This window comes from Achromobacter sp. GD03932 (genome assembly GCF_029839485.1).
GTDB lineage: Bacteria > Pseudomonadota > Gammaproteobacteria > Burkholderiales > Burkholderiaceae_B > Achromobacter > Achromobacter bronchisepticus_A.
In genome coordinates, this window is the sequence record NZ_JAOCAT010000007.1 from 149,074 (window position 1) to 173,943 (window position 24,870).

Below are 24,870 nucleotides of genomic sequence, written 5' to 3' on the forward strand. Positions count from 1 at the left end.
GGGCATGCGCCCGCCTGCCCCACGCGGATTTCCGGCAGTCCGACTCAGTGAGGCGCCATCATGGATACCCTCTCGCCGTTTTCCGCAACCCGATTGCCATTACGCGCCGAGGTGATGGGCGATTGCGAAGTCTGCCCTCTCGCCCGTATCTGCCACGCCGGCACAGACGCAGGCCTGGCGCCTGCGGCCACGCCCCACGCCCGCCGGCTGGTCCATCAGGGCGAGGCCATCTATCGCGCAGGCGACCCTTTGCAGAATCTGTACCGGCTGCGCTCCGGGTCGGTGAAAATCCGGGCCACCAATCCGTCCGGGCTGGAACAGATCACCGCCTTTCCCGTCGCTGGCGCCGTGCTGGGACTGGACGCGATCGAGACCGGTACGCACACCAGCGATGCGATCGCCCTGGAGGATTCCCTCGTCTGCATCCTGCCCTTCTGCGAACTGATGGGAAACTGCCGGCAGGACTTCATCGCCGCCCAGCAGTTCAACCGGCTGATCTCCCATGACATCAATGAAGGCCGCGAACTGCTCATGGCCCTGGGGTGCATGACCACCGAGGAACGCGTCGCGCACTTCCTGATAGGCATATCCGAGAGAATGGTGGCAAACGGGTACTCGCCCCGCGAGTTCATTCTGAAGATGACACGCCAGGACATCGCCAATCATCTGGGCATGAAGGTGGAAACGGTGTGCCGGGTCTTCGCGCGCATGCAGGATGCAGCCCTGGTCAGCGTGCGCAGAAGGCAACTGGAAATCCGCAACATCGAAGCGCTCCGCAAGATCAGTTGCGGGTGACCGCAGGCGGACGCGCCGCCATCCCCGTAAAGTTGGCCGCGAATTGAGTTTCGTCAAGCCGGTCCGGGCAGGAGATCCTATTCTGAACAGGTCGCGCCCGGCGGACGCCGTTGCGGCGCTCCCTCTACCCTCGCGGAGGAACTCGTCATGCAACCGGATTACGAGCCCTATGTGGCACTGTACAAGTATGGCCTGAATACTGCGCTGGCCATGGCCGAGAACTATTTCGACAGCGCCCGGCAGCTACGCGCCCTGCAGCTGAAGACCGACAAGGAAATGCTCGCCTTCGCGCAGCAGGCGCACGCCGAAATGGAATCCATGTCCACGGTAGCCGCAATTTGCTCCTATCAGCAGAAGCTGGCCGCCGATCTGCTGGGGCGTGAACTGGACTACCTGCGCGAGATCGAGAAGATCGCCCGCGCGGCGTCCGCCTCTGCGTCCGCCACCTTGAGGGACAGCAAGAATCCGTGGCAGGAGCGGGTCTCGGAGGTCGCGTTCGACGTCGGCCAGTTTCTCGCCAACGGCAACGCGATGAGTTCCGCCGGCGGCAAGAATGCGTAGCGTCAGGAATTGGCAAACTGAAGAAGGTCCGTTCCAGGCGCTGAACCATTGGAAAGAAGCGCTGATCGCGCAGGCTACGGGCGGAGGCTCGCCGGCCGCGTTCACGCTCGCGCTCGCCGATTGGTGGATGCACCTTTGCACCGCGCCCGGCAAGCAGCTCGAACTGGGGTTGAAATGCGGCACTGAAGCCGCGGCGCTGTGCCGGCACGCCGCCCTGCCCTGGACCGGCGTGAACCGAAGCGCTTCCACGCCCGCGGCCGACAGCGCGCAAGCGCCGCCGGCCTGGCAGCGCGAACCCTTCAGCCTGTGGTTGCACGCGTTCCAATCGGCGCGGCTATGGTGGATGGACGCCACCAGGGATGTACCCGGCGTCGCCGCCCACCACGCGGATCTGGTGTCGTTTTGCGCGGCCCAGTGGTGCGATATGTTCTCGCCAGCCAACTTCGCGTGGTCCAATCCCGTCGTGCTGGAACGCTCCCTGGCCGAAGGCGGCCGCAACCTGATTGCCGGCCAGATGAACCTTCTTGCCGATCTGCAGCGCAGGCTGAGCCACGCCCCCGAGGAGGGGACGGAGCGCTTTCAGGTAGGCAAGGACGTGGCGGTCACGCCCGGCGCGGTCGTCTTCAGGAATCATCTCATCGAATTGATCCAGTACGAGCCGTCGACCGCCACGGCGCACCCCGAGCCGATACTCATCACCCCTGCGTGGATCATGAAGTACTACGTGCTGGACCTGTCGCCGGGAAACTCCCTGATCCGGCATCTGGTCGCGCAGGGTTACACGGTGTTCTGCATCTCCTGGCGCAATGTGGATTCGCGGGACCGGAACCTGTCCCTGGACGATTACCTCCACATGGGCTTCATGGCTGCGCTGGACGCCGTCTGCCGCATCGTGCCAGGCCGCCGCGTGCACGCCGTGGGCTACTGCCTGGGCGGTACCCTGCTGTGCATCGCCGCCGCCGCGATGGCGGGAAAAAAGGACGACCGCCTGGCCACGCTCACGCTTCTGGCGGCGCAAACCGACTTCACCGAACCGGGCGGACTGGGACTGTACATCGATGCCAGCGAGGTGTACTTGCTGGAAAGCCTGATGTGGGCGCAGGGCTACCTTTCAGCCGGCCAGATGTCCGCCGCGTTCCAGGCGCTGCGGCCCGTCAGCGATACGGCCGCGCGCGCCGTGCGCAGGTATCTGCTGGGCGAGCATACGGCGCCCAATGACCTGATGGCATGGAACGCGGACTCCACCCGCATGCCTTACCGCATGCATGCCGAGTATCTGCGCAAGCTCTTCCTGAACAACGAGCTGGCGGAGGGCCGCTACCAGGTCGACGGCCGCATCATCGCCCTGCGCAACATCCGCGTGCCCATCTACGCCCTGGGCACCGAAAACGACCGGATCGCGCCGTGGCGGTCCATCTACAAGATCCACTACCAGACCGACGCCGACATCCGCTTCGTTCTCGCCAGCGGCGGGCATAACGCAGGCGTCGTCAGCGAGCCCGGGCATCCCGGGCGCTGGCACCGCGTAAGGGAAGGCGAAATGGACAGGCTGCGCCTCGGCCCGGACGAATGGGCGGCCGCCAGCACCCTGCGCCCCGGATCTTGGTGGCCCGATTGGCATGCCTGGCTCGATGCCCACTCCGGTCCCGCGCAGCCGGGCCTGCGGCCCCTGGGCGAGCCCGGGGCCATCGGCGCCTCCTTGACGCCTGCCCCGGGGCGCTTCGTGCTTCAGAATTGACCAGCAGGGTTGCCGCGGCGGCGCACGATCAAGATCTTCAGGGCGCGGCGTCGCAAGCCCCGTTCTCCTGTGCGCACATGAAGACAGGCACCTTGATGAAAAGAATGCCTTTCAGCGCGAGCCCCCGCACCAACCCGGCGTCCGACAGGATAAAACCCGCAATCGGCTCGATGACCAGATTGCGTCCCGCCATGGCGGTCTCGTCCAGGACCTGGATGGTTCCGCTCGCGCCCTCCACCCATCCGGGGGCAGCCTGGAACGCCCGCAACGCCTCGTAGTTGGAGAAAAACAGGATCAGCGCCTTTCCGTCCAGCCCAAGCACCGAACCCGGGGGGCTGGCCATGGCGTTGTAATAGCTGCGCCCTCCCACCGCGTCGATCAGCACGCCACGGCCATAGGCCATTCCCAGGATGCCGCCATCCGCATGCAGTGCAGGCACGACCAGCACGCCAAAGGAACGCGCAACCAGCGCCTGCGCTTTGCGCGATTGAAGATAGAGACGCGATAGCGCCGCCTCCGCCTCCTGGTCCACCCGCTTGAGTACGGCGGGAGACACCGACGAGAGCGAATCCGCCGGCTGTCCAAAGGCGATTTCAACAGGCACGATGGCCAGGAGGAGTTGAAGCCATATGGCAAGGACGCGGGTCTTCATGAGTCCTCCAGGGTTGCGGCGCATTCCGGCTCGCGGCTGCGCGGTTCATCACGACGCCCGCCGGCGTTTCAGCGTGCGCCCTTGTGGTCCTTCTGGCCGGTATTCTTGTGCCGCCCCAACAACTCGGCCGTTTCGGCCTTCTGCCGCTGTTGCTCGGCGTTTTCCTTGGCATCCGAACGCGCCTTTTCCTGTTTGGCGGGCGGGGTTTTGGCAGGCTGTTGCATGTTGGTCTCCTGGACATCGGGGCGCGCCGACTGGGCGGCACATTGATAAAGGCGTAGATGAAAACTGCGGACATCGCCGCTAGGCATCCCCCGCCGGCAGGCCGCGGGCATGTATCCCATCTTGAGCCTTCCACCGGCGTTCTTGTTGACCAAAATCACAAACTCGATGCCGACGCGGCGGCGACCGGCCGGACCGCGCAGGGTACGGAGCGGGTCGGATCGGCACGCCGCTGAACAGGCGGCCTGGAGCTCGCCCAGCGTGATAGGCGTCGAGGCCTTTCAAGGAATCAAGACTGCCGTTGCTTGGATACGACCCATGCGGACATCGTCCAACGCCGCGTTCGCCTGTTCAAGAGGATATATGCGCACGTCGCACTGCACGTCGGAGGCGATGGCAACATCCATGAACTCCCGCCCATCGGCACGGGTCAGGTTGGCCACGGATACAAGCTGGCGCTCCTCCCATAGCAGTCGGTACGGAAAGGACGGAATATCCGACATATGAATGCCGCCGCACACTACGCAACCTCCCTTGCGTACCGCTTTCAGCGCCGCAGGGACGAGATCCCCCACTGGCGCGAAGATGATGGCGGCATCCAGTTGCTCCGGCGGGTCACTCATGCTGTCTCCCGCCCATACGGCGCCGAGCGCGCTGGCCTGCTGTTGGGCAGGAAAATCCCCTGCCCGCGTAAAGGCGTAGACGTGCCGGCGCTGCCAGGCGCAGACTTTCGCCACTATCTGGCCCGCGGACCCGAATCCATAGATGCCAAGCCTCTGCGCTGGCCCCGCTGCCCGCAACGCTCGCCAGCCGATCAGCCCCGCGCACATCCAAGGTGCCATTGAGGCCGCACTCCGGTCCCGAGGCACCGGAAATATGTATCGTGCGTCTGCGATCAGGTGCGAGGCGAAGCCGCCAGCCCGCGTATAGCCGGTGAATTCCGCGAAATCGCAGAGGTTTTCTCGCCCCGACAGGCAATAGCCGCATTGGCCGCAAGTCTTCCCCAGCCACGCCGCGCCTACGCGCAGCCCCACCATGCCCGGGTCGACGCCTGCGCCTGCCTGCTCTATGACGCCTATCACCTCGTGCCCGGGCGTGACCGGATAGCGCAGGCCCGGCAGCTCGCCATCCACCACGTGCAGATCGGTGCGGCAGACGGCGCACGCCTCGACCCTCAGCCTCACCTCGCCGCCGCCCGGCTCGGGCGTGGCGCCGTGCTCCAGGGTCAGAGGCTCGCCCGCGACCCGTTGCACCATGCTTTTCATGGCGGGCGCCCTGGTCGGCCGCGGCGTCGGCCTAGCCGACCGCCAGCTTGTCCTGCACTTCGACCACGCCGGGCACCGCCCAGGCCGCCCGCTCCGCGGCGCCACGTTCGACCCAGCTATTGACCCGGCCACTCAGTACGACTTTATGGTCATGCACGCTGACTTCCACGCGGTTGGCCTCGACCAGCGCACTGTTCAGCAGCGCTTCCTCGATCTTCCGCTTGACGTCGCCCGCGTGCACGGAGGGCGTCACTTCGATCAGGTTCGATATGCCAGTCACGCCTGAAAGCTTGTGGACGGCGTGCGCCGCCGCTTCGCGTTGATAGAACCACTCGACGGAGCCATTCAACGTCACCCAGCCCTTGTGCACGGACACCTGGACCTTGCCATCGGGAATCGTCGAATCCCAGGCAATGATGCTGAGCGCCCGCGAGGCGATCTGGTCGTCCGCAAGCTGCTTGTCCGCAGCCATCCGCACCTCGATCTCCTGAGCGATTCCGCGGACTCCCTTGACGCGTTGAACCGTTTCCTCGGCGGCCAGTTTCTGCGCGAAAGTGCTGACATGCCCCGTCAACGTCACTACGCCGTTCTCCGCCACCACGCCTATGTGCAGATTATTGACGCTGGGCTCGAATTCCAGCGCCCTCTGCACCCTGTCCCGCAGTTCCGCATCGATCATGATGCTCTCCTGAATGCTCGCGGTTGAACCAAGTCCAGCCCAATTCGGAATCGCCGAGCCCGGTTGCGGCCATATGATGATTCCCCATTCTTGGCCTGGGCCTCCCAGACATATTGATCCATGCCCGCGGGCTCTCGTTGATTTTTGTCATGCAAATATGGGGGCAAAACCGCGGCGGCTGCCCGTCCCGGGTCAAGACGCCTCGCCTCGCGCCATTCTTGACAACGGTCAATATTCCGGACGCGCACCCTCCGATACTGAGTATCCGTTCCCCCACTACGCGGAGCTCCAGCATGTATCAGAAAATTCTTGTGCCCATAGACGGCAGTCCGACGTCCGAACTGGGCCTGAAGGAAGCCATACGAATCGCGCGCGCCACGGGCGCCAGCCTACGCTTGATTCATGTCATCGATGAACTCTCGTTCGCCTTTACCGCCGACGCGTACAGCTATCGCGCGGGCGAGCTGTTGGACCTGGTCCGAAAGAACGGCGCAAAGGTGCTCGAAGCGGCGCTGGAGAAAGCCAAGGCAGCGGAGGTGGAAGCAGACACGGTGCTATATGAAAACCTCGACAGGACCGTTAAGCAAAGGGTGCTGGACGAAGCCTTGGCGTGGAAGGCGGACTTGATCGTCATCGGCACGCATGGACGCCGGGGACCGAGCCGCCTGGTGCTGGGAAGCAGCGCCGAGGGCATCATGCGCGGCGCCGCCGTACCTGTGCTGCTGGTGCGCGCCCCCGAAGGCGGCGCGTAGGTCCCAGGGGCTCCTGTGCGCTTGCCGCAGGAAATCTGTGCGCGAGTGATGGCCGACCGTTATGCCGGGCCGAACGAGGTCTCGGCGCGGCAGATCTACCGGCGGGTGGCTCGCGCATTGTCCAAGGCCGAGCCTGCGGAGCAACGCGCCGCCATCGCGCAAGTCTTTCTGCGGAACATGACGCTGGGCGCGATCGGCGCCGGCCGCATCATGGCCAACGCCGGCCGGGACATCCACGCGACCATGGTCAACTGTTTTGTGCAACCGGTCGGCGTCGGCGCACCCGGCCTGTCCTTCGAGGCGGGTCTGGATGAGGCCTGCAAGACACTCGCCATGGGCGGCGGAGTCGGCTATGACTTTTCGGCGTTGCCGCCAGCATCGGCCGATCCAAAGGCCCGGGACTCCATGCCCGGCGTCTGCGCCGCGATCGACAGGTACGACGCGGCCTGCGCTGGCCTGACGTTTCAAGGCAGCAGGCGGGGCGCGCAAATGGCGGTGCTGGCCTGCAATCACCCCGATATTCTCGAATTCGTGCGCGCCAAGCATGGCCGCACACGATGGTCGACATTCAATATTTCAGTCGCGGTGACCGATGCGTTCATGACCGCCGTCCAGCAAGACGAGGCATGGTCCTTGCTGCACCCTGCGCTACCCGATGCGCGCAGCATTTCCTTGGGTGCAGCCAAGCTGGCCTGCGGGCTATGGCGGTATGGCCAGGTACCCGCCCGCACGCTCTGGCGCGCCATCGCCGGTCAGGCCGTGCACAGTTCGGAGCCCGGCATCCTGTACATCGACACCATCAACCGCGCCAACAATCTGCGTGCAGTCGAAACCCTACGGGCCACCAACCCCTGTGGTGAACAGCCTCTGCCGGACTATGGCGGCTGCGTGCTGGGTCCGATCAATCTCACCCGCCTGGTCAGGCATCCGTTCGGCCTGGGCGGGCAGCCGACGGTCGACCTGAAACGATTGGGTCAGATGGTTCGGACACAGGTACGCATGCTGGACAATGTGATTGATTTGACCGAATGGCCGCTTCCCGCTCAGGCGGCGCAAGCGCATTCCAAGCGTCGGATTGGGATAGGAGTGACCGGCCTGGCGGATATGCTCGCCATGATGAAACTGCGTTACGACAGCGAACCCGGACGATCGGCAGCGAGAGCCGTCGCACGCTGTATTCGTGACCATGCCTACGCGGCATCTGCTGCGCTGGCCGCGCAGCGAGGACCATTCCCCCTGTATCGCCCCAACGATTACCTGGCCGCGGACGCGATCGGCAGCGCACTCCCTGTGGCGGTCCGGCAAGCGATTGCCGCGCATGGCTTGCGCAACAGCCACCTGGTTTCATTCGCACCTGCCGGCAGCGTCAGCCTTGCCTTCGCGGATGGCTGCTCCAGCGGCATCGAACCCGCCTTCGACTGGGCATATCGGCGGCGCCTTCAATTGCGAGACGACAACACAGCGGAAATGGTCGTGGAGAACCATGCATGGCGGCTTTGGAAACACTCCCAGCCTCCCGGCTCGCCGATTCCCGAGTACTTCCGAAAAAGCGCGGATATCGCGCCGGCAGACCACCTGCTCATGTTGGCGGGCATGCAACCATTCGTAGATGCCGCCATCTCAAAGACCGTCCCAGTACCCGGCAATTATCGTACGGAGGACGCGCAAGAATTGTTCATGCTGGCTTGGAGAATGGGGTTGAAAGGCCTGACAGTGTTCCGGCCAGATGCGCATTTGGCCGAGGTAATGACCTCCTCGGTCAACGTATCAGCATCTGAATGTCCAACGCGTAGTCCCGATACCTGCGGCTAGCGCAGCCACATGGCTCCGTAGACCACGAGCTCGGTCAAGCTCGAACCGTGCACTGGCGGTATTGATCGGCGCATGCAACAGGAGGGCGCGCGCGCCCTCCCCCGCGCAACCCGCCCTTTTCGCTACGCTCCCGCCAGGGAGGATGGAATGATCTTGCGTTCCATCAGCACCCCCAGCCAGTGCTTCACGCATGCCTCGGTGTCATAGGTCTGCGTGAAGCCCGCCTGCTTGATCTTGACCGTACTGACAAATGCGGGCGCGGGTGGGGTCTTCAGGCCATAGCCGAAACGGGCGTCGGCCGAGTAATGGGATTCGCCAAGGATCTGCGCCATGCTCAGGGGCCGCAAGCCATGCTGCTTGACGATCTCGTCCCACAGGGTTGCCCGGCTGGGCAGGTATTCGGCCAGGCGGACAGGCTGGTCCGGGCCGGCTTCGACGCCCAGGAACTCCGCCAGGGACGGCCACAGGTCGTGCCAGCTGAACACTTCGCCGTTGGTAAGGTTGTAGTGCTCGTTCCAGGACGTCGGATGCTCCGCCGCCCAGACGCCCGCATCGCCGATCAGACGCGCATCCACGGCTTCACGCGGATAGGAAATGTGGCCGGGATAGCAGAACGGCTTTCCTTCGGCGCGGCACACCGCCGCGTAGACGCCGATGACCGGCACGGTATTCATCGCCACGCCCACATTGGGGCCCAGCACGATGGTGGGTCGGAAGATCGTCCAGCCAAAGCCGCCCTGTGCGGCCTTTTCCCGGATGTAGTCTTCCTGGAACCAGTATGAGTTCGGATGATCGTCGCGGGGCTGGCGTTCACGCGCCGGCGTGCGGATGGGATGCAGGTGCACGCCATAGGCCTTGGTGCCCTGCAGCACGCTGACATGCCGCAGCCTGCCGCTGGCGGCCAGCGGCTCGATGACATTCCTGATCATGCTCAGGTTGGTGGCCATCTGCTCCGGGTCCCGCCAGCCGGCGATGAGGCCAGGCTTCTCATAGACCGCCGCATAGAACACGTGCGTGGCTTCTGGCATGTCCCCAAAGGCGCGACGGCACGCCTGCGCGTCCTGCAGATCGACCGGCAGATGGGTGTACGGCCGTTGGCTGATGATCTCCGGACGCCGGCGGGAAACCGCGACGTCCCAGCCCGCGTTCAGGAATGAGTCGACGGCAGCGGAGCCGACCAGCCCGCTGGCGCCAGTAACGATAACGGTGCGTGACATGATTCCGTCAATCCATGACCAGGTTGATCTGCTTGAACAATTCCTTGAAACGGACGTACTCGTCCGCCATGCGCTTGCCGAAGTCCGCCCGGCTGTCCGCTGAAGGAACGATACCCAGGCCGGCGAATTTCTCCTGCGTTTCCGGGTTGTTCACGGCCTTGACGATCTCATCGTGGAGACGGTCCAGGATCGCTTGCGGCGTGCCGGCGGGCGCGACGATGCCGTACCAGGCGACGCTTTCCGCGCCTGGCAGTCCGGCTTCGGCGACAGTGGGGACGTCCGGCAGCAAGGGCGAACGCTTGGCATCGGCCACGGCCAGGGCGCGCAACTGGCCGGACTTCACGAACGACAGGATGGGCGGCACGCCGCTGATGACCATCTGGGTGCGCCCGCCCAGGGTGTCGGTGATCGCATCGCTGTTGCCCTTGTATGGCACGTGCAGGATTTCGGTCTTGGACAGGTGCTGGAACAGCTCGCCGGCGATATGACCGCTGGTCCCGACGCCAGCCGAGGCGTAGTTGACCTTGTTCGGATTGGCCTTGATGTAGGCAATCAGCTCCTGCAGGTTCGTCACCGGAATCGACGGGTTGACCAGGATGACGTTCGGTCCCGTGGCCACCAGGGCTACCGGCGCCAGATCCTTGAGCGGGTCATAGGGCATTTTGCTGCGGGCATTGGGATTGACCGTGATCGGCCCCGCGGAAGCGAAGCCGATGGTGTAGCCGTCCTTGCCGGACTTGGCGACGATGTCGGTGGCCAGGTCGCCGCCGGCGCCCGGCTTGTTCTCGACGATCACCGGCTGGCCCAGCTGCTCGGCCAGGGGTTTGGCCACCAGGCGCGCGATGATGTCGATGGAACTGCCGGGGCCGAAGGTGGCGATCAGGCGTATGGGGCGCGCGGGGTAGGCATCGGCGGCCTGCGCGCCCGTGACGGCGGCCAGGCTCAGGGCCAGGCCGGCGATCAATCGGAAAGGAATCATGATGTTGTCTCCCATGGATGGTGGTTTCTTATGTGGATCGAATTCGTGGCGCGCGGCTCAGTCTCTGTGCGAGTACATCCGCTTGCCGGGATGCGGCAGCCGGGCGCGCAGAATGACGCCCTGCTCCGCTTCGGTGATGAACAGGGAACGCCCGTCCTCGCCGCCGAAAGCAACGTTGGTGGTGCGCAGGCCCGCGCAGGAATGGATGCGGTAAAGGGGTTCGCCCAGCGGGCTGAACAGCCACACGGTGCCCGCCTGTGCGTGGACGATGGCCAGGTTGCCGGCCTCATCCAGGGCCATGCCGTCCGGCCCGGCCGTGCTGCCCGATAGCTGGATGAAACGGCTGGCCTTCTTCATCTGGCCGTCCGGTTCCAGCCGCAGCGCGTAGATGGCGTTGTCGTGCGTGATGGCCACGTAGAGCACGTTCTCGGCCTTGTTCATGACCAGACCGTTGGGGCCCGCCAGACCTTCCATGATGAGGTCCACCGTCTTGCCGTCGGCGCGCAGGCGGAACACGCGGCCGGTGGGGTTTTCCAAGGCGCTTTCACCTTGATCGGTGAAGTACAGGTCGCCGTTGGAGGCGAAGAACAGATCGTTCAGGCCCTTCAAGCCTTCCCGCTGCACATGCTGCAGGTAGGGCCGGATGCTGCGGGTCTCGGGATCCAGAAGCATCAGGCCATGCAGATGGTCAGCGACGAAGATGCGGCCGTCGCGATGGATCTTCAGACCATTGGGTTCGCCTTCGTAGGTGACGACGACCTCGAAATTGCCTGCCGGATCCACGCGCAGGATGCGCCCATGCGCCAGATCGACGCACCAGAGATTGCCCGAGCGATCGAAAGAAGGCCCCTCCAGAAAAGAGTGCATCTTCACGTGGCGCGCGGCGAGCCAGGTGGAGGCCTGATCGGTCAGGTGCAGGGATTCGGGCAGCCGGGCGTAGACCTCGGTGCCCATGGGTTCAGCGGGAGGGTACATTGCGGTTCCTTTCAGGATTGCGGTGGGCAGGCCGGAAGTTCGATCCCCAGCATCAACGAACTAAGCGACTTGCCATGGGGATCCAGGCGCAGCGAGCGCGTGACGCCGCCCGACAGTACGTTCGGAATGACGAAGTTCAGCGCCCTCAGGCTTTCGACCTCATAGCGCCTCACCTTCCCTGCTCCCAAATGGGCAAAGGCCTGCTCTACGCGTTCGGCAGTGAGCGCCTGGCGCAGCAGGCGCCAGGCGTCCTCGTCGTAGGCAATGACGGCGATGCTCGAGGTATTGCCCTTGTCGCCGGCGCGCGCATGCGCCAGGTCATGAACCAGAATGCCCATGTTCAAGCTCCCACCGTAATGACTTCGGGCGTGACCCAGTCGCGCGGAATCAGCAGGGCATCCACGGCTATGACCTCCTTGGCGCCCAGGTTGACGGGACCGCCCGCGCCATAAGGCCCTTGCATGTTCAACTGCCGCACGTGGTCCCCCAACAGGTGGGCGCTCTTTTTGTCTGGACAGCGCGCCGACACGCGCAACCGGACTTCGTAGGGGTGGCCGGCGACGGCCTCCGGATGATCGCCATGCAGGCTGCTGATGCCGATCAGGTCTACCTGGATCTCGCTGGCCGCGCCGCCGTCAAGCCGGAACCGCTCCTTCACCGTGTCGGCCGCCAACCGCGCCCGCGCAATCGCGTTCACGCCCGCATAGGCCACCTCGCCGGTGCCTATCCACCCATCGAAGTAGCCGACCACGACCTTGTAGCGATCGGTCCGCGGCGCGGCGCGTATGCCGCGCACGGCCACCCGGTCCGCGTGCTGCTCCTCAAAATGCAGGCCTTCCAGGCTCAGTACGCAATCTGGCGTCACGTAGGCCGCGGGATCATGGATTTCGTACAGCGCCTGCTCGGTGCAGGTCATGCGGTCGAGGCGGCCGCCCGAGCCAGCCGGCTTGCCTATGTACAACTCGCCGTCGCCGTAAAGATCGGCATAGGGATAAGCCAGTTCGGCCAGGCGGGGAACGTCTTTCTTGCCTGGGTCGGCGAAGTAGCCGCCGGTGATCTGCGCCGAGCACTCCAGCAGATGGCCCATGATGGTGCCCGCCGCCAGCTTGGGCAGGTCCTGGTAGCTCCAGCCGTGATGATGCAAGGCCACACCCAGAAACAGCGAGGGATCTGCGACCCTGCCCGTCAACACCACGTGCGCGCCGGTGGCGAGCGCATCGCGGACCACGTCGGCGCCCAGGTAGGCATTCGCCGACGCCAGTTGCGGCAGGATCGCCTCCAGCGGCAGATCGCGATCCAGCAGGCGCAGTTCGGGATGCAGGCGCACGCGGTCGGCCACGTCGTCGCCGACTACGGCGGCACACTTGAGATCCTGCCATCCCAAGGCCTGACCGATGTCCAGCGCGGCCTGCGCGGCGCCGGCCGGGTTGGCCGCGCCCATATTGGACACCAGCCGGACGCCTTTCTCCCGGCACGCCGGCAGGAAGGCGCGCATGCGCTCCTCCAGCATCGGGTTGTAGCCGTGAGCGCCGTCATGCTTGCGCGACAGTGTTTCGCGCGCGATGGTCCGTTCGGCCAGGCATTCGCACACCAGGTAGTCGATATCGCAGTCTTCCAGCAGCGGCATGGCCGGACCGATGCGGTCGTCCGCCATGCCGGCCCCTACGCCGATGCGCAGCCGCTTGCGCGGTTCATTCATGTCTATCTCCATCCGTATTGCTACTTTGCGGCTTAGTATGCTGCGGCCAGCCTGATCTGAAAATTGATATATTTATATCTTCGTAATAACTCAAACGCATCACGCCGGCCATGACCCTGACCATTTCCGAACTGGAGGCGGTGCTGTTGGTGGCGGAAACGCTCAACTTCCGCATGGCCGCCGAACGCGTGCCTATTTCCCAGCCGGCGCTCAGCCGGCGCGTGCAGGCGGCGGAACAGAAGCTCGGCGCCAAGCTGTTCGACCGCGACAAGCATGGCGTGGCGCTGACCTCCGCCGGTGCGGAACTGGTACCAATTGCGATGCGGATGCTGTCGGAGTTCCGCGATTCGCTTAGCGATCTGTCCGAATTCATCGCGGGCCGCCGGGGCAGCATCAACATCTGGGCGCTCCCCTCAGTCGCCTCCGCCCTGCTGCCCGCGGCGACGCGCGCCTTCCAGAAGTCGCACCCTCAGGTGCGCCTGAACATCCACGCGGTTTCCGCGCGCCAGATCACGCAGGCCGTATCGGAAGGCAATGCCGACATCGGCATCTCCATCGAGGTTCCCGACCAGCCGGCCAGCGTGCAATTCACGCAACTACTGAAAGAGAACTTCGTGCTGATCTGCCCGATAGACGACCCGCTGGCGCAACGCAAGCGCGTGGATTGGAGCGTTTTCGCCGACAGGCCTTATGTGGCGAGCGGCCCCGCCAGCAGCATCCGCCAAGTCACCGACCAGATTCTGGCCGCCTCCGGCCGGCTGCCGGAAATGAACTACGTGTCCGACAATATTTCTGTCGTGGGCGCAATGGTGGCGGCCGGCGTGGGCATAGCGGCGGTGCCGCAGCTGGCCCTGCGCCTGATGGACACCTCGCGGCTGTGCAGCGTGGCGCTGCACTCGCCCACCGCGTCACGCAACATCGGCATATTGCTCAAGAGCCAACGGTCCCTGTCGGCGGCGGCGCTGCGCTTCCTGGACACTTTGCGGCGGACGGATCCGAGCTAGGAGCGCGGCGCCAGCTGGGTCTGCACACCCGTTCCGACCGGATTCAAACGATCCGCGATCTCGCGCTGCACACGCCACAGATGGACACGCATGCTCTGCTCGGCCGCATCCGGCGATCGACTCGCAATGGCTTCCGCGATTGCGCGGTGTTCCTGGTCACGCATCTGTATGCGCTCCCGCGTGGTTTGCGTCGTGGCGGGAATATGCAGGCGCTGGTCCGCGCCGACGTGGCGCAAGAACGCATAAAGGCTTGCCGCCAGTTGGTTCCCGGAGCTGTCCGCCAGCAATTTGTGGAACGCGATATCCCCGGTCGAGCGCGCAACCCCTGACGGCGTTGTGGCGGCTTCCAGGATTTTGGCGATCTGTACCGGCGAGGCCCGGATTGCGGCCAATCGCGCGATCGCCGGCTCCAGCACCATGCGCAGTTCGATCACCTCAAGCGCATTCGTCTCCTGGACCACGACATCGCCTTTGAGGATGGGCGGATCGTTGCGACGAATGGCCGGCCGCGGCAGTTCGGACGCCTCGCGCATCTTGTCCAGGGCAAGGCGCAAACGATGACGATTGACGTCCAGTTGCCCCGCGAGAACCCGCTCGGAAGGCAGTTCCTCCCCCTTGCCCAACAGCGCTCGAATCTGCGTGATCAACCTGCGTATGTCATTGGAAACCTCGGGTTGGCGGGTGCGTGCCATTGTTCCCTCGCGTCATGTTTTCGCAACCATCTTAGATTCGAAAACGGTTGAATCGCAATAAAAATAAACAACCGGTTGATAATTTTGATAAATCGAATTTTTCCGCATAACCAATTGTTTTATATCGTCTTTTTATAAATAAAAAGCACGACAAGCGGAGACCTTAGGGGTTTTCCATATCGAACCACAAATACCGTTTACACAACCATTGGTTGTTATTAGATTTGTTCCGCCATGTGGTTAATCAATAACTTTCAAGGGGAACATGTATGCACGGAACCCATCCCGCCAGCAGCACTCGCGAAGCGGATTTGTCGGCCATGTATGAGCAGATCGAGCGGAGATCCATGTTTCCGTTCTGGGCGCGCGAGAACGAGGCGCACGATGACATCAAACAGCTCGTCAGCGGCCCCAAGGCCGTGCCCTTCCGCTGGTCGTACAAAGAGGACATCCAGCCCCTGCTAGCCGAATCGGCGCGGCTGATCTCGACCGAAAACACCGACCGGCGCTCGCTGATCCTGGTCAATCCGGGCCTGGCCCCGCGCCGCGCAACGGTATCGACCCTCTACACCGCGTACCGTCAGAACGATCCCAACGAGATCATGCCTCCGCACTCGCACACCGCGAGCGCCATCCGCTTTGGGCTGACGGGCCAGCAGAACTTTACTGGCGTAGAGGGTGAAGACATCACTTTCCTGCCTGGCGACATGGTGCTCACGCCGCGCGACACGTGGCACAACCATGGCAATCTCGGCAACGAGCCCGCCATCAACCTATCGGTGCTTGACTACCCGCTGGTCGAAAACCTCAACGCGCTGAGCTTCAAGCACGACTACCAGGAGAACGGCGAAGTCGTGCGCAAGCAGAGCGCCCGCTTCCAGACCGAGTATTCGCGCACGCTCTATGGCGTGGGAGGCCTGACGCCCCGCTTTGTCGACCATCGGCGCGGCGGCGGCGACTCATCGCCCATGTTCGTGTATCGCTACGACGCCATGCGAGAGCTGCTCTACCGCTTCCGGGACTGGGACGAATCTCCGCACGAAGGCTTGCTGGTTGAATACACGCATCCGTTGCGGGGTGGGCCGGTGTACCGCACGATGACCTTTTTCATGCAGATGGTCCGCCCCGGAGAGACGACCTTGCCGCTGAAGCAAACGGCCAATCTCCTGGTCGCCCCGTTTTCCGGACTAGGCACGATGACCATCGGCGAAGAGAGTTTCCCGCTCGAGCCCTTCGATACCGTGGCCGTCCCCAGCGACACCTGGGTCCAGTACCGCAACGACCACACCGAACCATTGATCCTCTTCATCGCCAGCGACGAGCCGGCGCTGCGCGCAATGGGGCTTTTCCATCAGTGGGGCCGCACCGCGCAGGGCGACCTCATTGAGTTGGTCTGAGGAGACCCGTCTTGGCTAAAGCTTGGAATACCTCGTTGGTGGCCCATGTGGACTGCGAGGGCGGCGGGCAGGTCTGGGTGGAAGGGAACACGATGTTCGTGTCCCATATGCGGCCACCCTATGGCACCTCCATCTATGACGTGGCGGATCCGCGGCGGCCCCGGCTGCTGGCCTCGCTCGAGGTGCCGATGGGATGGCATTCGCACAAGGTCCGGGCCAAGGACGGCCTGATGATCGTCAACTATGAAAAGTTCCGCGCCGGCGCGGACGATTTTGGCGGCGGACTGGGCATCTACGACGTCAGCCGTCCGGACCGCCCCCGCCTCATCAAGCACTGGAAGACGGGAACGGAGGGCGGAGGCGTGCATCGCTACGACTTCGATGGCCGCTATGCGTACATTTCGCCCACGGCTCCCGGCTTCGTCGGCAATATCGTGAAGATACTGGACCTGCAGGAACCATCGCGTCCCGAAGAAGTGGGAAGCTGGTGGATCCCTGGCCAGAACATGCAGGCCGGCGAGGACTATCCGTGGGACAACTATGTTCCGCCCCGCTGCCACCACCCGCTGCGCATGGGGAACCGGCTGTACGTGTCCTATTGGCACCACGGCATGTTCATCCTGGATATCGAGGACTTGTCGCGCCCCAAGCTGATATCGCAATTCAACACCGGCCCGGCGCATCCTCATCCGACGCACACGGCCCTGCCGATTCCCATGTTGTTGAAAGGCCGGCAGATCCTGGTCGTCGCCGATGAAGACGTCGCCAAGCTGCGCCCGTCTCCGCCAGCCTTCACCTGGCTGTTCGACATCACCGACGAACGCCAGCCCATTCCGGTCTCGACGTTCCAGGTCGATGGCGTCGATCCGGACGGCACACCCAAAGAGCCCATGTCGGGCTGTCACCAGCCCGCCGAACGCTTCACGGGCAGCGTCCTGCCCTTTGCGTGGTTCGCGCGCGGCTTGCGGCTGGTCGACATCAGCGATCCCTTCAGGCCCAGGGAGGTCGGCTATTACGAGCCTGACACGCCCGCCGGGTTCGAGCGGGTCTCGTCGAACGACGTTACGACCGACTCGCGCGGCCTGCTCTATCTGCTGGACAGGCAGCGCGGGCTGGACATCATCGAAAGCTCCGTCTACGGAAACTGACATGACATATCTACAGCAAGCCTTCGGCAAGAAGAATCCCAACCTCCCCTTCCATCCAGCCGTGCGTGCGGGTGACTTCGTCTTCGTGTCCGGCCAGGTCGCCAAGGATGAGAACGGAGTCATGCAGGAAGGGACCATCGAACAGCTGACTCGCAGCACGATCGAAGCAATGCGCCGCGCCTTGCAGAGCGCCGGCTGCGACCTGGCGGACGTCGTCAAGGTCACGACCTACCTGGAGGATGCCCGCGACTTCGGCCGCTACAACGGCGTCTTCAAGGAGTACTTCCCAGACGGCATGCTGGCGCGCACCACGGTGGAAGCGCGCGCCGTCATCGACACCAAGATAGAGATCGAATGCATGGCCTACAAGCCGCTTTGACCGCAATCGGACAACAAACACACTCAAGGGAGTTGCATCATGTTGGAAGTTCTCGGCCGCGCCACGTCCGGCAATGTTCAGAAAGTACTGTTCCTGCTCGAGGAGCTGAAGGTTCCCTACGTGCGCAAAGACTACGGCAAGACATTCGAAGGCACGACGCTCACTGGGGAATACAAGGCCATCAATCCCACGCAGAAAGTGCCAACGCTGCGCGACGGTGACCTCCACATCTGGGAATCGCACACGATCCTGCGCTACATCGCCAACACGCACGAGGGCGAAACCCTGTACCCCGCCAACCCGGCGGCCCGCAGCCAGGTCGAGCGCTGGATGGACTGGACTTTGGCATCGCTGAACGTCGCGTACCTGGCGGGTTTCAAGGAAGCCAAGCTGCCTCCCGAAGAGCTGACCGAGGCCGCGGCGAAACTGTTGAGCGCGGAACTAACCCTGCTCGATGGCCACCTGGCGGGCAAGACCTGGGTGGCGGGCGACGCGATCTCCCTGGCCGATATCTGCCTGGCCCCGCTGGTCCGGCGCTGCCTGAAGTTCCCGCACGCCAAACCCGAATTGCCCAACCTGAAGGCATGGATGAAACGGGTCGAGGACAGACCGGCCTTTGCCACGGCCGTCGCGGCCGGTTGAGGTCGGCCATGGAGACCGGCATGCACAAACCGCCAGACGCCTCTCAGATCCGCGCGCGCGGACTGACTGTCGACTTCGACACCCGCGCCGGACGTGTGCGGGTGCTCAACGACATTGACGTCGACATCGCGAAGGGATCCTTCACCTCCATCATCGGCCCATCCGGCTGCGGCAAGAGCACCCTGTTGAAGGTCTTTGCCGGATTGGTGCCGCCCACCGGCGGCGACGTCCGCGTGGCCGGCGTCGCGCCCACGGAAGCGGTGCGCCAGCGCCGCGTGGGCATGGTCTTCCAGGAGGCCGCGCTCATGCCCTGGCGCACGGCGCTGGAGAACGTCTGCTCGCTGATGCACCTGGTGCATGCCCGGCCCAGGCAGGAAATTCTCCAGCGCGGGCGCGAAATGCTGCGACTCGTCGGGCTGGAGTATGCGGCCGACCGCTATCCCAAGCAGCTGTCCGGCGGCATGCGCCAGCGGGTTTCCATCGCGCGGGCCTTGGCCCTGGATCCCGAGGTACTGATGATGGACGAGCCGTTCGGCGCACTGGACGCCATCACCCGCGAAACCATGAGCGACTTCCTGCTGGAAATCTGGCAGCGCACCGGCAAGACCATCGTCTTCGTCACCCATTCCATCGATGAAGCCGTTTACCTCTCGGATCGGGTCTATGTCATGGCCACCAATCCCGCTCGCATCGTCGACTGTCTGCCGGTCGCGCTGCCGGGCCCGCGCAGCGAGGCCACGTTCGCCAAGCCCGAATTCCATGAGAAGTCCTATCAGCTTCGCCAGCTGCTCAAGACGGGCCACGCCCAGGGGAGCGCATCATGACGGCGGGTAGCACCATGAAAGCCAAAACACAGCCGCAAGTCCCAGCCGTTCCCCGGTTGCCGGGAAAGATCCGCCAAGCGCTCGGCGCGGCCATGCCCAGCATCGTGCTCGTGCTGATCGTCCTGGCGGCCTGGGAGGCCAGTGTCCGCATTCTGCAGGTGCCCGCGTTCGTCGTGCCCGCGCCGACGGACATCGCGGCCGTCCTGGTGGAACGGCAGGCGGAGCTCTTCCAGGCCTCGCTCGTCACGGGCGCGGAGATCCTGTACGGCTTCCTGTACTCGTGCCTGGTGGGCATCGCGATTGCGCTGCTGGTCGACCGCTACGCCTGGTTTGGCCGCGCAAGCTACCCGCTGATCGTGCTGTTCCAGAACGTGCCGAAGATCGCCCTGGCGCCGCTGCTGATTCTGTGGTTCGGGTACGACCTGCTTCCGAAGATCGCCCTGATCGTGATCATGGCCTTCTTCCCGGTCACGCTCAACATGCTGGTCGGCCTGCGGTCGGCCGATGCCAACCTGGTCGCGCTGCTCAGGTCCATCGGCGCGACGCCGAACCAGATACTGCGCCAGGTGAAGATCCCAGCTTCGCTTCCCGCCCTGATGGCGGGAATGAAGGTGGCCATCACGCTGAGCGTCATCGGAGCGATCGTGGGCGAATTCGTGGGCGCTTCGGCCGGGCTGGGCTACATGATCCAGTTCGCATCCAGCCAGATGGAAACAGCGTTGGTATTTGCCGCCCTGGTCCAGATTTCGGTGCTCGGCGTCTTTTTCTACTACGTCATCGAATTGATCGAACACAGGTTTCTGGGTTGGGCCACTCACTAAGTCGAATCAACAAGGGGAAAAACATGAGATCGAGTTGGAGATTCAGCGCGCTCTTCGGAGTGCTGGCACTGTTCAGCGGCGCCGTCCACGCCAAGGACGCAGTCACCGTGCAACTGGACTGGGTCGTGCGCGGCAATCACGCGCCCTTCTTCGTCGCCAAGGAGAAAGGCTACTTCGCGGACCAAGGCATCGATGTGACGGCGATCCGCAAGGGAACGGGGTCCACCGACGCCTTGCGGCTGGTGGCCAACGGGAACGCCGATTTCGGCTTCTCCGACCTGCCGACCCTGATGGTCGGAAGATCGCAGGGCGTGGCCAATTCGGCGCTGCTGGCGGTAAACCAGAAAACGCCGCTGGCGATCATTTCGCTGAAGAAGAACTTCGATCTGCAGAACGCCAAGCAGCTGAAGGACGCCAACATTGGCGTGCATCCCAGCGGTTCGACCTACATCTTCCTGAAGGCCGCACTGGCCAAGAACGGCCTGGCGCTGGCGGACATCAAACAGTCGACCGTATCGCCGCCCTACGAAAACCTGTTGCTGCTGAACCGAGTAAACGTGGTGCCGGGCTACATCGACGCCGAGGTTCCCGAGCTCGAACACAAGGCGGGAGGGCCGGGTTCCCTGTCCATCCTGCACGGCGAGGACCTGGGCATCCAGAGCTATGGCTCGGGCGTATTCACGTCGGACAAGAACATTGCTCAGCGCCCGGATCTCGTCCAGAGGTTCGTGACGGCCTATGCCAAGGCCTTCGCCGACGTGATCCAGAACCCGGAAGCGGCCGCCGACACGCTGATCAAGAACAACCCCGAGTACAAGGGCAAGAAGGAAATGCTGGTGGCGCAGTTGCGCGCAGATCTGGACTTCACGTTCTTCAGCGAGCACACCCGGACGCATGGCATCGGCTGGATCGATCCAGCCCTGTGGCGCTCATCCGCTACGCTCTTCAAGGAGCAAGGCGCGCTGTCGCCTTCCTTCGACGAAACCCAGGGCTTCGACACGCGCTTCCTCGAAAAAGCGCAAGCTCTGAAGCAGTGAGGCGAGATCATGGCAGGAAAAACTCATAAGACCGCCTCGGGCGATGTCCAGCTGCCCGCCAACAACGGCGTCTACTATGACGGCGGCTGGCACGCTCCCGTCAACGAACGCTGGACCGACATCACGGCGCCAGGAACCGGCGAACGGCTGATGGCCGTGGCCGATGCGGGCGCCGAAGACGTGGCGCGCGCGGCCCGGGCGGCGCGCGCCGGAGCCCGCGCATGGCGCCGCACGGCCCCGCTGGCCCGGGCCGCCACCTTGCGCAAAATGGCTCAGCGCTTGCGGGACAACGCAAGGGAGCTGGCGCTCCTGGACGCGCTGGACTGCGGCAATCCGGTATCGGAGATGGGGTCCGACGTCATGGTCGCCGCGGCGCTGCTGGATTTCTTCGCTGGCCTCGTGACGGAACTCAAGGGCGACACCATCCCGATGGGACACGACGCGCTGGATTACACCGAGCGGGAGCCCGTCGGCGTCGTGGCGCGCATCGTTGCGTACAACCATCCGCTGCTGTTCGCCATGGGCAAGCTGGCCGCCCCGCTGGCGGCGGGAAATGCCGTGATCATCAAACCGCCGGTGCAGGCGCCTCTGTCTGCCCTGCGTTGCGCGGAGCTGATCGGAGACCTCTTGCCTCCAGGCGTATTTTCGCTGATCCCCGGCGGCGCCGACGCCGGGGCTGCACTGGCCGCCAGTCCGGACGTCGACATGATCGGCCTGGTGGGCAGCATTCCCACCGGGCGCAGGGTGATGCAAGCCGCGGCGACGCGGCTCAAACCCGTGGCGCTGGAACTGGGTGGCAAGAACCCGTTTATCGCCTGCCCGGATGTCGACCCCGAGCTGGCGGCGCGCGCGATCGTCGACGGCATGAACTTTACGTGGTGCGGACAGTCCTGCGGGTCCACCAGCCGGGCCTTCGTGCACCGGTCCATCTATGAGGAAGTCTGCGCCAAGGTGGCGCTGGCTTGCGCCGCGTTCGTGCCGGGAGACCCGACCGATCCCGCCACGACCATGGGCGCGATGATCAGCCGCGAGCACCGCGACCGCGTCAAGCAGGCGATCGACGCTGCCGTGGCGCAAGGCGCCCGCCTGATCGCGGGCGGAGGCATCCCCCGGAACGGCGTCCCCGCAGGCGGCTTCTATCTGGAACCGACCGTCTTTGCGGACGTGGCCGTCGCCTCGCCATTGGCCACCGAGGAATTCTTCGGCCCCGTACTGGCGCTCATTCCGTGGGATGACGAGCAAGAGATGCTTTCAGCAGTTCACAGCCTGGACGTTGGTCTGACCGCCGCAATCTGGACGGCGGACCTGGCGCGCGCCCACCGGCTCGCCCGTGAAATCGATGCGGGATTCGTCTGGATCAATGAAGTCGGCAAGCACTTTCTTGGCGCGCCGTATGGCGGGGTCAAGCAATCAGGCATCGGTCGCGATGAGTGCATCGGCGAGATGATCTCGTTTACCCGGGAAAAGAATGTCCACATCAACTTCAGGCCAGTGAGCCCGACATGAAGGCGGAATACGACTACATCATCGTCGGCGCAGGCTCCGCGGGCTGCGTGCTGGCCAATCGTTTGAGCAAGGACCCGGCAGTCTCGGTGCTGGTCATCGAAGCGGGCCCCTGGGACCGAGACCCGCTCATCCACATTCCCCTGGGATGGGGCAAGATCCTGCAGCAACGTTTGCATGACTGGGGCTACGACGCCGAGCCTGCCCCGCATGCCGATGGCCGCGCCATCGAATGCGCGCGCGGCAAGGTTGTAGGCGGAAGTTCATCGACCAATGCGATGGCGTTCGTGCGCGGCCATCCCAAGGATTACGCACGCTGGGCGCGGCATTACGATCTGCCCGAGTGGAGTTTCGAGGAAGTCCTGCCCTATTTCCGCCGCCTGGAGGACTGGGAGGACGGACAGACCGGTGACCGCGGCGCTGACGGCCCCCTGCGGGTGCAGCGCTGCCGCTACCAGGATCCGTTGCTCGACGCCTTCTCCACGGCCGCCCGCCAGGCCGGGCACCCCTGGCTCGACGATTACAACGCCTCGCCGGCAGGCGGCTTCTCGCGCCTGCAGATGTCGATCCGGCGCGGACGCCGATGCAGCGCCGCCACGGCCTACTTGCGCCCCGCGCTGCGGCGCCCCAACCTGACCGTGGTCACGTTGGCGCATGTTCTTGGCCTGGACTTCGACGGCAGCCGCGCAGTCGGCTTGCGTTTTACCAGACAAGGCCGCACCACGGCCGTCAGGGCCCGCCATGAGGTGATTCTTGCCGCAGGCGCCATCAACACGCCCGCGATCCTGATGCACTCCGGGATCGGCCCCGCTCAGACATTGCGCGATGCCGGCATACGCATCAGGCAGGAGCGCGTTGGGGTAGGTGAAAACCTGCAGGACCATATCTCCGTCATCGTCACCGCACGCCGCCGCGAACCGGGCCCATTCGTGCATGGCATGCGCCTGGACCGCATCGGAGTGTCCATGGCGCGCGCCTATCTCGGCGCAGAGGGCTTTGCCGGCGACGTTCCTGGCGGCATTGTGGGATTCGTGCAGCCGGATGGCGCGGATACGCCGGACCTGCAATTTCTCCTGACTGCGGCGCCCTTCAACGCCCATCCCTGGTTCAATCCAGTACGCAAGCCTTTCGCCGACGGGTTTGCCGTCCGAACGGTGCTGCTGCACCCCCATAGCCGCGGCAAGATCACCGTCGCCAGCGCGGACCCGTTGGCACCGCCCCGGATCAACCAGAACTTTCTGGCGAACGACGCAGACCGGATCAGGGTACGCGAGTCGGTGCGTATCGCGCGGACCTTGCTGGACCAGCCCGCGCTTGGCGATTATGTCGCCACCGAGCTTGCGCCGGGCGGCGGTGTAATCGATGACGCCGCGATCGACGCATTCGTCCGCAAGACGGCCATCACGGTTCACCACCCCGGCGGCACCTGCAGGATGGGAGGCGAAAACGACCCGATGGCAGTCGTCGACAGCCGGATGCGCTGCATCGGCGTGCCAGGCCTGCGCATCGTCGATGCCTCGGTCATGCCGGACCTGACCTCGGGCAACATCAACGCGCCCGTGCTCATGCTCGCGGAGCGCGCCTCGAACTGGATACTGGAGGAGGCGCGTTGATGCGACTTTCATTGCAGCGTCATCGCTGCGTCAGCCTGCTGCCGCTGGCACACACCGCCCACCAGCGGCTGGACGATTTCTTTTCCGTCGAGTACTGCAACCCTGCCGACGAGCTCCCCCCCGACACGGCCGCGCTGATCGTCGGCGGGGCAAGCCTGGCATCCCTGCAAGTGGGGCTGCCGGCTCGGATTCAGTCCGTGACCGTGGTGGGCAGCGATGCAGTGCCGCCGCAATTCGTGGAACAGATGAAAGCCAAGCGCGTGCTGGTGACCTGGCCGCGGGTCGCCGGCGCCGAAGACGAGCGGGAAGCGATGGAGATATGTCACGACGTGATGGCGGCATTCGGATTCGGCCGCATGGGGTCGCGGCCGCGCAACGTCGTCAACGATGTCTTGCTTTGCGATTGCTGTTGACTGAGTATCCGCGTGACGGCCCTGGCGCCGGCAGAAGGGGGGTCTGCCGGC

General features: G+C 64.3%; 26 protein-coding genes. 16 read left to right on the top strand and 10 right to left on the bottom strand.

Annotated elements, in window-relative coordinates; all coding sequences use genetic code 11:
* The first annotated feature begins 60 nt into the window (after window positions 1-60).
* The 3 genes from N5C88_RS09010 to N5C88_RS09020 all read left to right on the top strand — a co-directional run bounded on the left by N5C88_RS09010 (window position 61) and on the right by N5C88_RS09020 (window position 3,094).
* Window positions 61-795, top strand: coding sequence for a helix-turn-helix domain-containing protein (locus tag N5C88_RS09010; RefSeq protein WP_223283457.1), 735 nt, complete (start codon window positions 61-63; stop codon window positions 793-795).
* A gap of 147 nt (window positions 796-942) precedes the next feature.
* A complete protein-coding gene (locus N5C88_RS09015; RefSeq protein WP_059371795.1) occupies window positions 943-1,356 on the top strand; it encodes a hypothetical protein in 414 nt (137 codons plus the stop codon).
* On the top strand, window positions 1,349-3,094 hold the full coding sequence (locus N5C88_RS09020; RefSeq protein WP_280015190.1) for an alpha/beta fold hydrolase: 1,746 nt from the start codon (window positions 1,349-1,351) through the stop codon (window positions 3,092-3,094). The genes N5C88_RS09015 and N5C88_RS09020 overlap by 8 nt, the downstream gene beginning before the upstream one ends.
* Before the next feature lie 37 nt (window positions 3,095-3,131).
* Here N5C88_RS09020 and N5C88_RS09025 read toward each other — a convergent pair whose 3' ends face one another.
* From N5C88_RS09025 to N5C88_RS09040, 4 genes are all read right to left on the bottom strand, one after another.
* Window positions 3,132-3,746 carry a hypothetical protein gene (locus tag N5C88_RS09025; RefSeq protein ID WP_125471108.1) on the bottom strand — a complete coding sequence of 205 codons (615 nt, stop codon included), beginning with the start codon at window positions 3,744-3,746 and terminating at the stop codon, window positions 3,132-3,134.
* 68 nt (window positions 3,747-3,814) lie between these two features.
* Window positions 3,815-4,129 (bottom strand): hypothetical protein, encoded by a 315-nt coding sequence (locus N5C88_RS09030; protein ID WP_124260386.1) that lies wholly within the window; start codon window positions 4,127-4,129, stop codon window positions 3,815-3,817.
* A 120-nt stretch (window positions 4,130-4,249) separates the two neighbouring features.
* Window positions 4,250-5,233 carry a zinc-dependent alcohol dehydrogenase family protein gene (locus tag N5C88_RS09035; RefSeq protein ID WP_280015191.1) on the bottom strand — a complete coding sequence of 328 codons (984 nt, stop codon included), beginning with the start codon at window positions 5,231-5,233 and terminating at the stop codon, window positions 4,250-4,252.
* Window positions 5,234-5,264: 31 nt separating this feature from the next.
* Window positions 5,265-5,912, bottom strand: a complete 648-nt coding sequence (locus N5C88_RS09040; protein ID WP_125471106.1) for a BON domain-containing protein — start codon at window positions 5,910-5,912, stop codon at window positions 5,265-5,267.
* Between the two features lie 293 nt (window positions 5,913-6,205).
* On the opposite strand from N5C88_RS09040, the gene N5C88_RS09045 reads away from it, so the two are divergent.
* The gene (locus N5C88_RS09045) at window positions 6,206-6,664 is read left to right on the top strand and encodes a universal stress protein (RefSeq protein WP_118933806.1); all 459 of its coding nucleotides are present in this window, start codon (window positions 6,206-6,208) and stop codon (window positions 6,662-6,664) included.
* Window positions 6,665-6,679: 15 nt separating this feature from the next.
* On the top strand, window positions 6,680-8,476 hold the full coding sequence (locus N5C88_RS09050) for an adenosylcobalamin-dependent ribonucleoside-diphosphate reductase (protein WP_347881389.1): 1,797 nt from the start codon (window positions 6,680-6,682) through the stop codon (window positions 8,474-8,476).
* Window positions 8,477-8,598: 122 nt separating this feature from the next.
* On the opposite strand, the gene N5C88_RS09055 is transcribed toward N5C88_RS09050, so the two are convergent.
* From N5C88_RS09055 to N5C88_RS09075, 5 genes are read right to left on the bottom strand one after another with little or no spacing between them, the layout of a single operon-like run.
* On the bottom strand, window positions 8,599-9,693 hold the full coding sequence (locus N5C88_RS09055; protein WP_280015193.1) for an SDR family oxidoreductase: 1,095 nt from the start codon (window positions 9,691-9,693) through the stop codon (window positions 8,599-8,601).
* 7 nt (window positions 9,694-9,700) lie between these two features.
* Entirely contained in the window at window positions 9,701-10,672 is a 972-nt protein-coding gene (locus N5C88_RS09060) for a tripartite tricarboxylate transporter substrate binding protein (RefSeq protein ID WP_118933829.1), read from the bottom strand.
* Window positions 10,673-10,729: 57 nt separating this feature from the next.
* A complete protein-coding gene (locus tag N5C88_RS09065) occupies window positions 10,730-11,647 on the bottom strand; it encodes an SMP-30/gluconolactonase/LRE family protein (RefSeq protein WP_280015194.1) in 918 nt (305 codons plus the stop codon).
* A gap of 11 nt (window positions 11,648-11,658) precedes the next feature.
* Window positions 11,659-11,985 carry a hypothetical protein gene (locus N5C88_RS09070; RefSeq protein ID WP_059371786.1) on the bottom strand — a complete coding sequence of 109 codons (327 nt, stop codon included), beginning with the start codon at window positions 11,983-11,985 and terminating at the stop codon, window positions 11,659-11,661.
* A gap of 2 nt (window positions 11,986-11,987) precedes the next feature.
* Entirely contained in the window at window positions 11,988-13,346 is a 1,359-nt protein-coding gene (locus N5C88_RS09075) for an acyclic terpene utilization AtuA family protein (RefSeq protein ID WP_118933802.1), read from the bottom strand.
* Between the two features lie 110 nt (window positions 13,347-13,456).
* On the opposite strand from N5C88_RS09075, the gene N5C88_RS09080 reads away from it, so the two are divergent.
* Window positions 13,457-14,350, top strand: coding sequence for a LysR family transcriptional regulator (locus N5C88_RS09080; protein WP_280015195.1), 894 nt, complete (start codon window positions 13,457-13,459; stop codon window positions 14,348-14,350).
* Here the strand turns inward: N5C88_RS09080 and N5C88_RS09085 are convergent.
* Window positions 14,347-15,042 (bottom strand): FCD domain-containing protein, encoded by a 696-nt coding sequence (locus N5C88_RS09085; protein WP_059371783.1) that lies wholly within the window; start codon window positions 15,040-15,042, stop codon window positions 14,347-14,349. The genes N5C88_RS09080 and N5C88_RS09085 overlap by 4 nt on opposite strands.
* Window positions 15,043-15,311: 269 nt before the next feature.
* Between N5C88_RS09085 and N5C88_RS09090 the strand changes: the two genes are divergently transcribed.
* The 10 genes from N5C88_RS09090 (at window position 15,312) to N5C88_RS09135 (ending at window position 24,819) form a co-directional block, all read left to right on the top strand.
* Entirely contained in the window at window positions 15,312-16,439 is a 1,128-nt protein-coding gene (locus N5C88_RS09090; protein ID WP_280015196.1) for a cupin domain-containing protein, read from the top strand.
* 11 nt (window positions 16,440-16,450) lie between these two features.
* On the top strand, window positions 16,451-17,587 hold the full coding sequence (locus N5C88_RS09095) for a hypothetical protein (protein WP_280015197.1): 1,137 nt from the start codon (window positions 16,451-16,453) through the stop codon (window positions 17,585-17,587).
* 1 nt (window position 17,588) lies between these two features.
* Window positions 17,589-17,966, top strand: a complete 378-nt coding sequence (locus tag N5C88_RS09100; protein WP_059371780.1) for a RidA family protein — start codon at window positions 17,589-17,591, stop codon at window positions 17,964-17,966.
* Window positions 17,967-18,005: 39 nt separating this feature from the next.
* Window positions 18,006-18,608, top strand: a complete 603-nt coding sequence (locus N5C88_RS09105) for a glutathione S-transferase family protein (RefSeq protein WP_280015198.1) — start codon at window positions 18,006-18,008, stop codon at window positions 18,606-18,608.
* Window positions 18,609-18,628: 20 nt separating this feature from the next.
* Window positions 18,629-19,432: an ABC transporter ATP-binding protein gene (locus N5C88_RS09110; RefSeq protein WP_280015199.1), complete on the top strand. Its 804-nt coding sequence runs from the start codon at window positions 18,629-18,631 to the stop codon at window positions 19,430-19,432.
* 92 nt (window positions 19,433-19,524) lie between these two features.
* Entirely contained in the window at window positions 19,525-20,253 is a 729-nt protein-coding gene (locus tag N5C88_RS09115; RefSeq protein ID WP_280015200.1) for an ABC transporter permease, read from the top strand.
* Window positions 20,254-20,276: 23 nt separating this feature from the next.
* The gene (locus N5C88_RS09120; protein ID WP_059371777.1) at window positions 20,277-21,290 is read left to right on the top strand and encodes an ABC transporter substrate-binding protein; all 1,014 of its coding nucleotides are present in this window, start codon (window positions 20,277-20,279) and stop codon (window positions 21,288-21,290) included.
* Window positions 21,291-21,299: 9 nt separating this feature from the next.
* Window positions 21,300-22,796 (top strand): aldehyde dehydrogenase family protein, encoded by a 1,497-nt coding sequence (locus N5C88_RS09125; protein ID WP_280015201.1) that lies wholly within the window; start codon window positions 21,300-21,302, stop codon window positions 22,794-22,796.
* Entirely contained in the window at window positions 22,793-24,406 is a 1,614-nt protein-coding gene (locus N5C88_RS09130) for a GMC family oxidoreductase N-terminal domain-containing protein (RefSeq protein ID WP_280015202.1), read from the top strand. Before N5C88_RS09125 ends, N5C88_RS09130 begins: the two co-directional genes overlap by 4 nt.
* On the top strand, window positions 24,406-24,819 hold the full coding sequence (locus N5C88_RS09135) for a hypothetical protein (RefSeq protein WP_124260416.1): 414 nt from the start codon (window positions 24,406-24,408) through the stop codon (window positions 24,817-24,819). Before N5C88_RS09130 ends, N5C88_RS09135 begins: the two co-directional genes overlap by 1 nt.
* The last annotated feature ends 51 nt before the right edge of the window (window positions 24,820-24,870 follow it).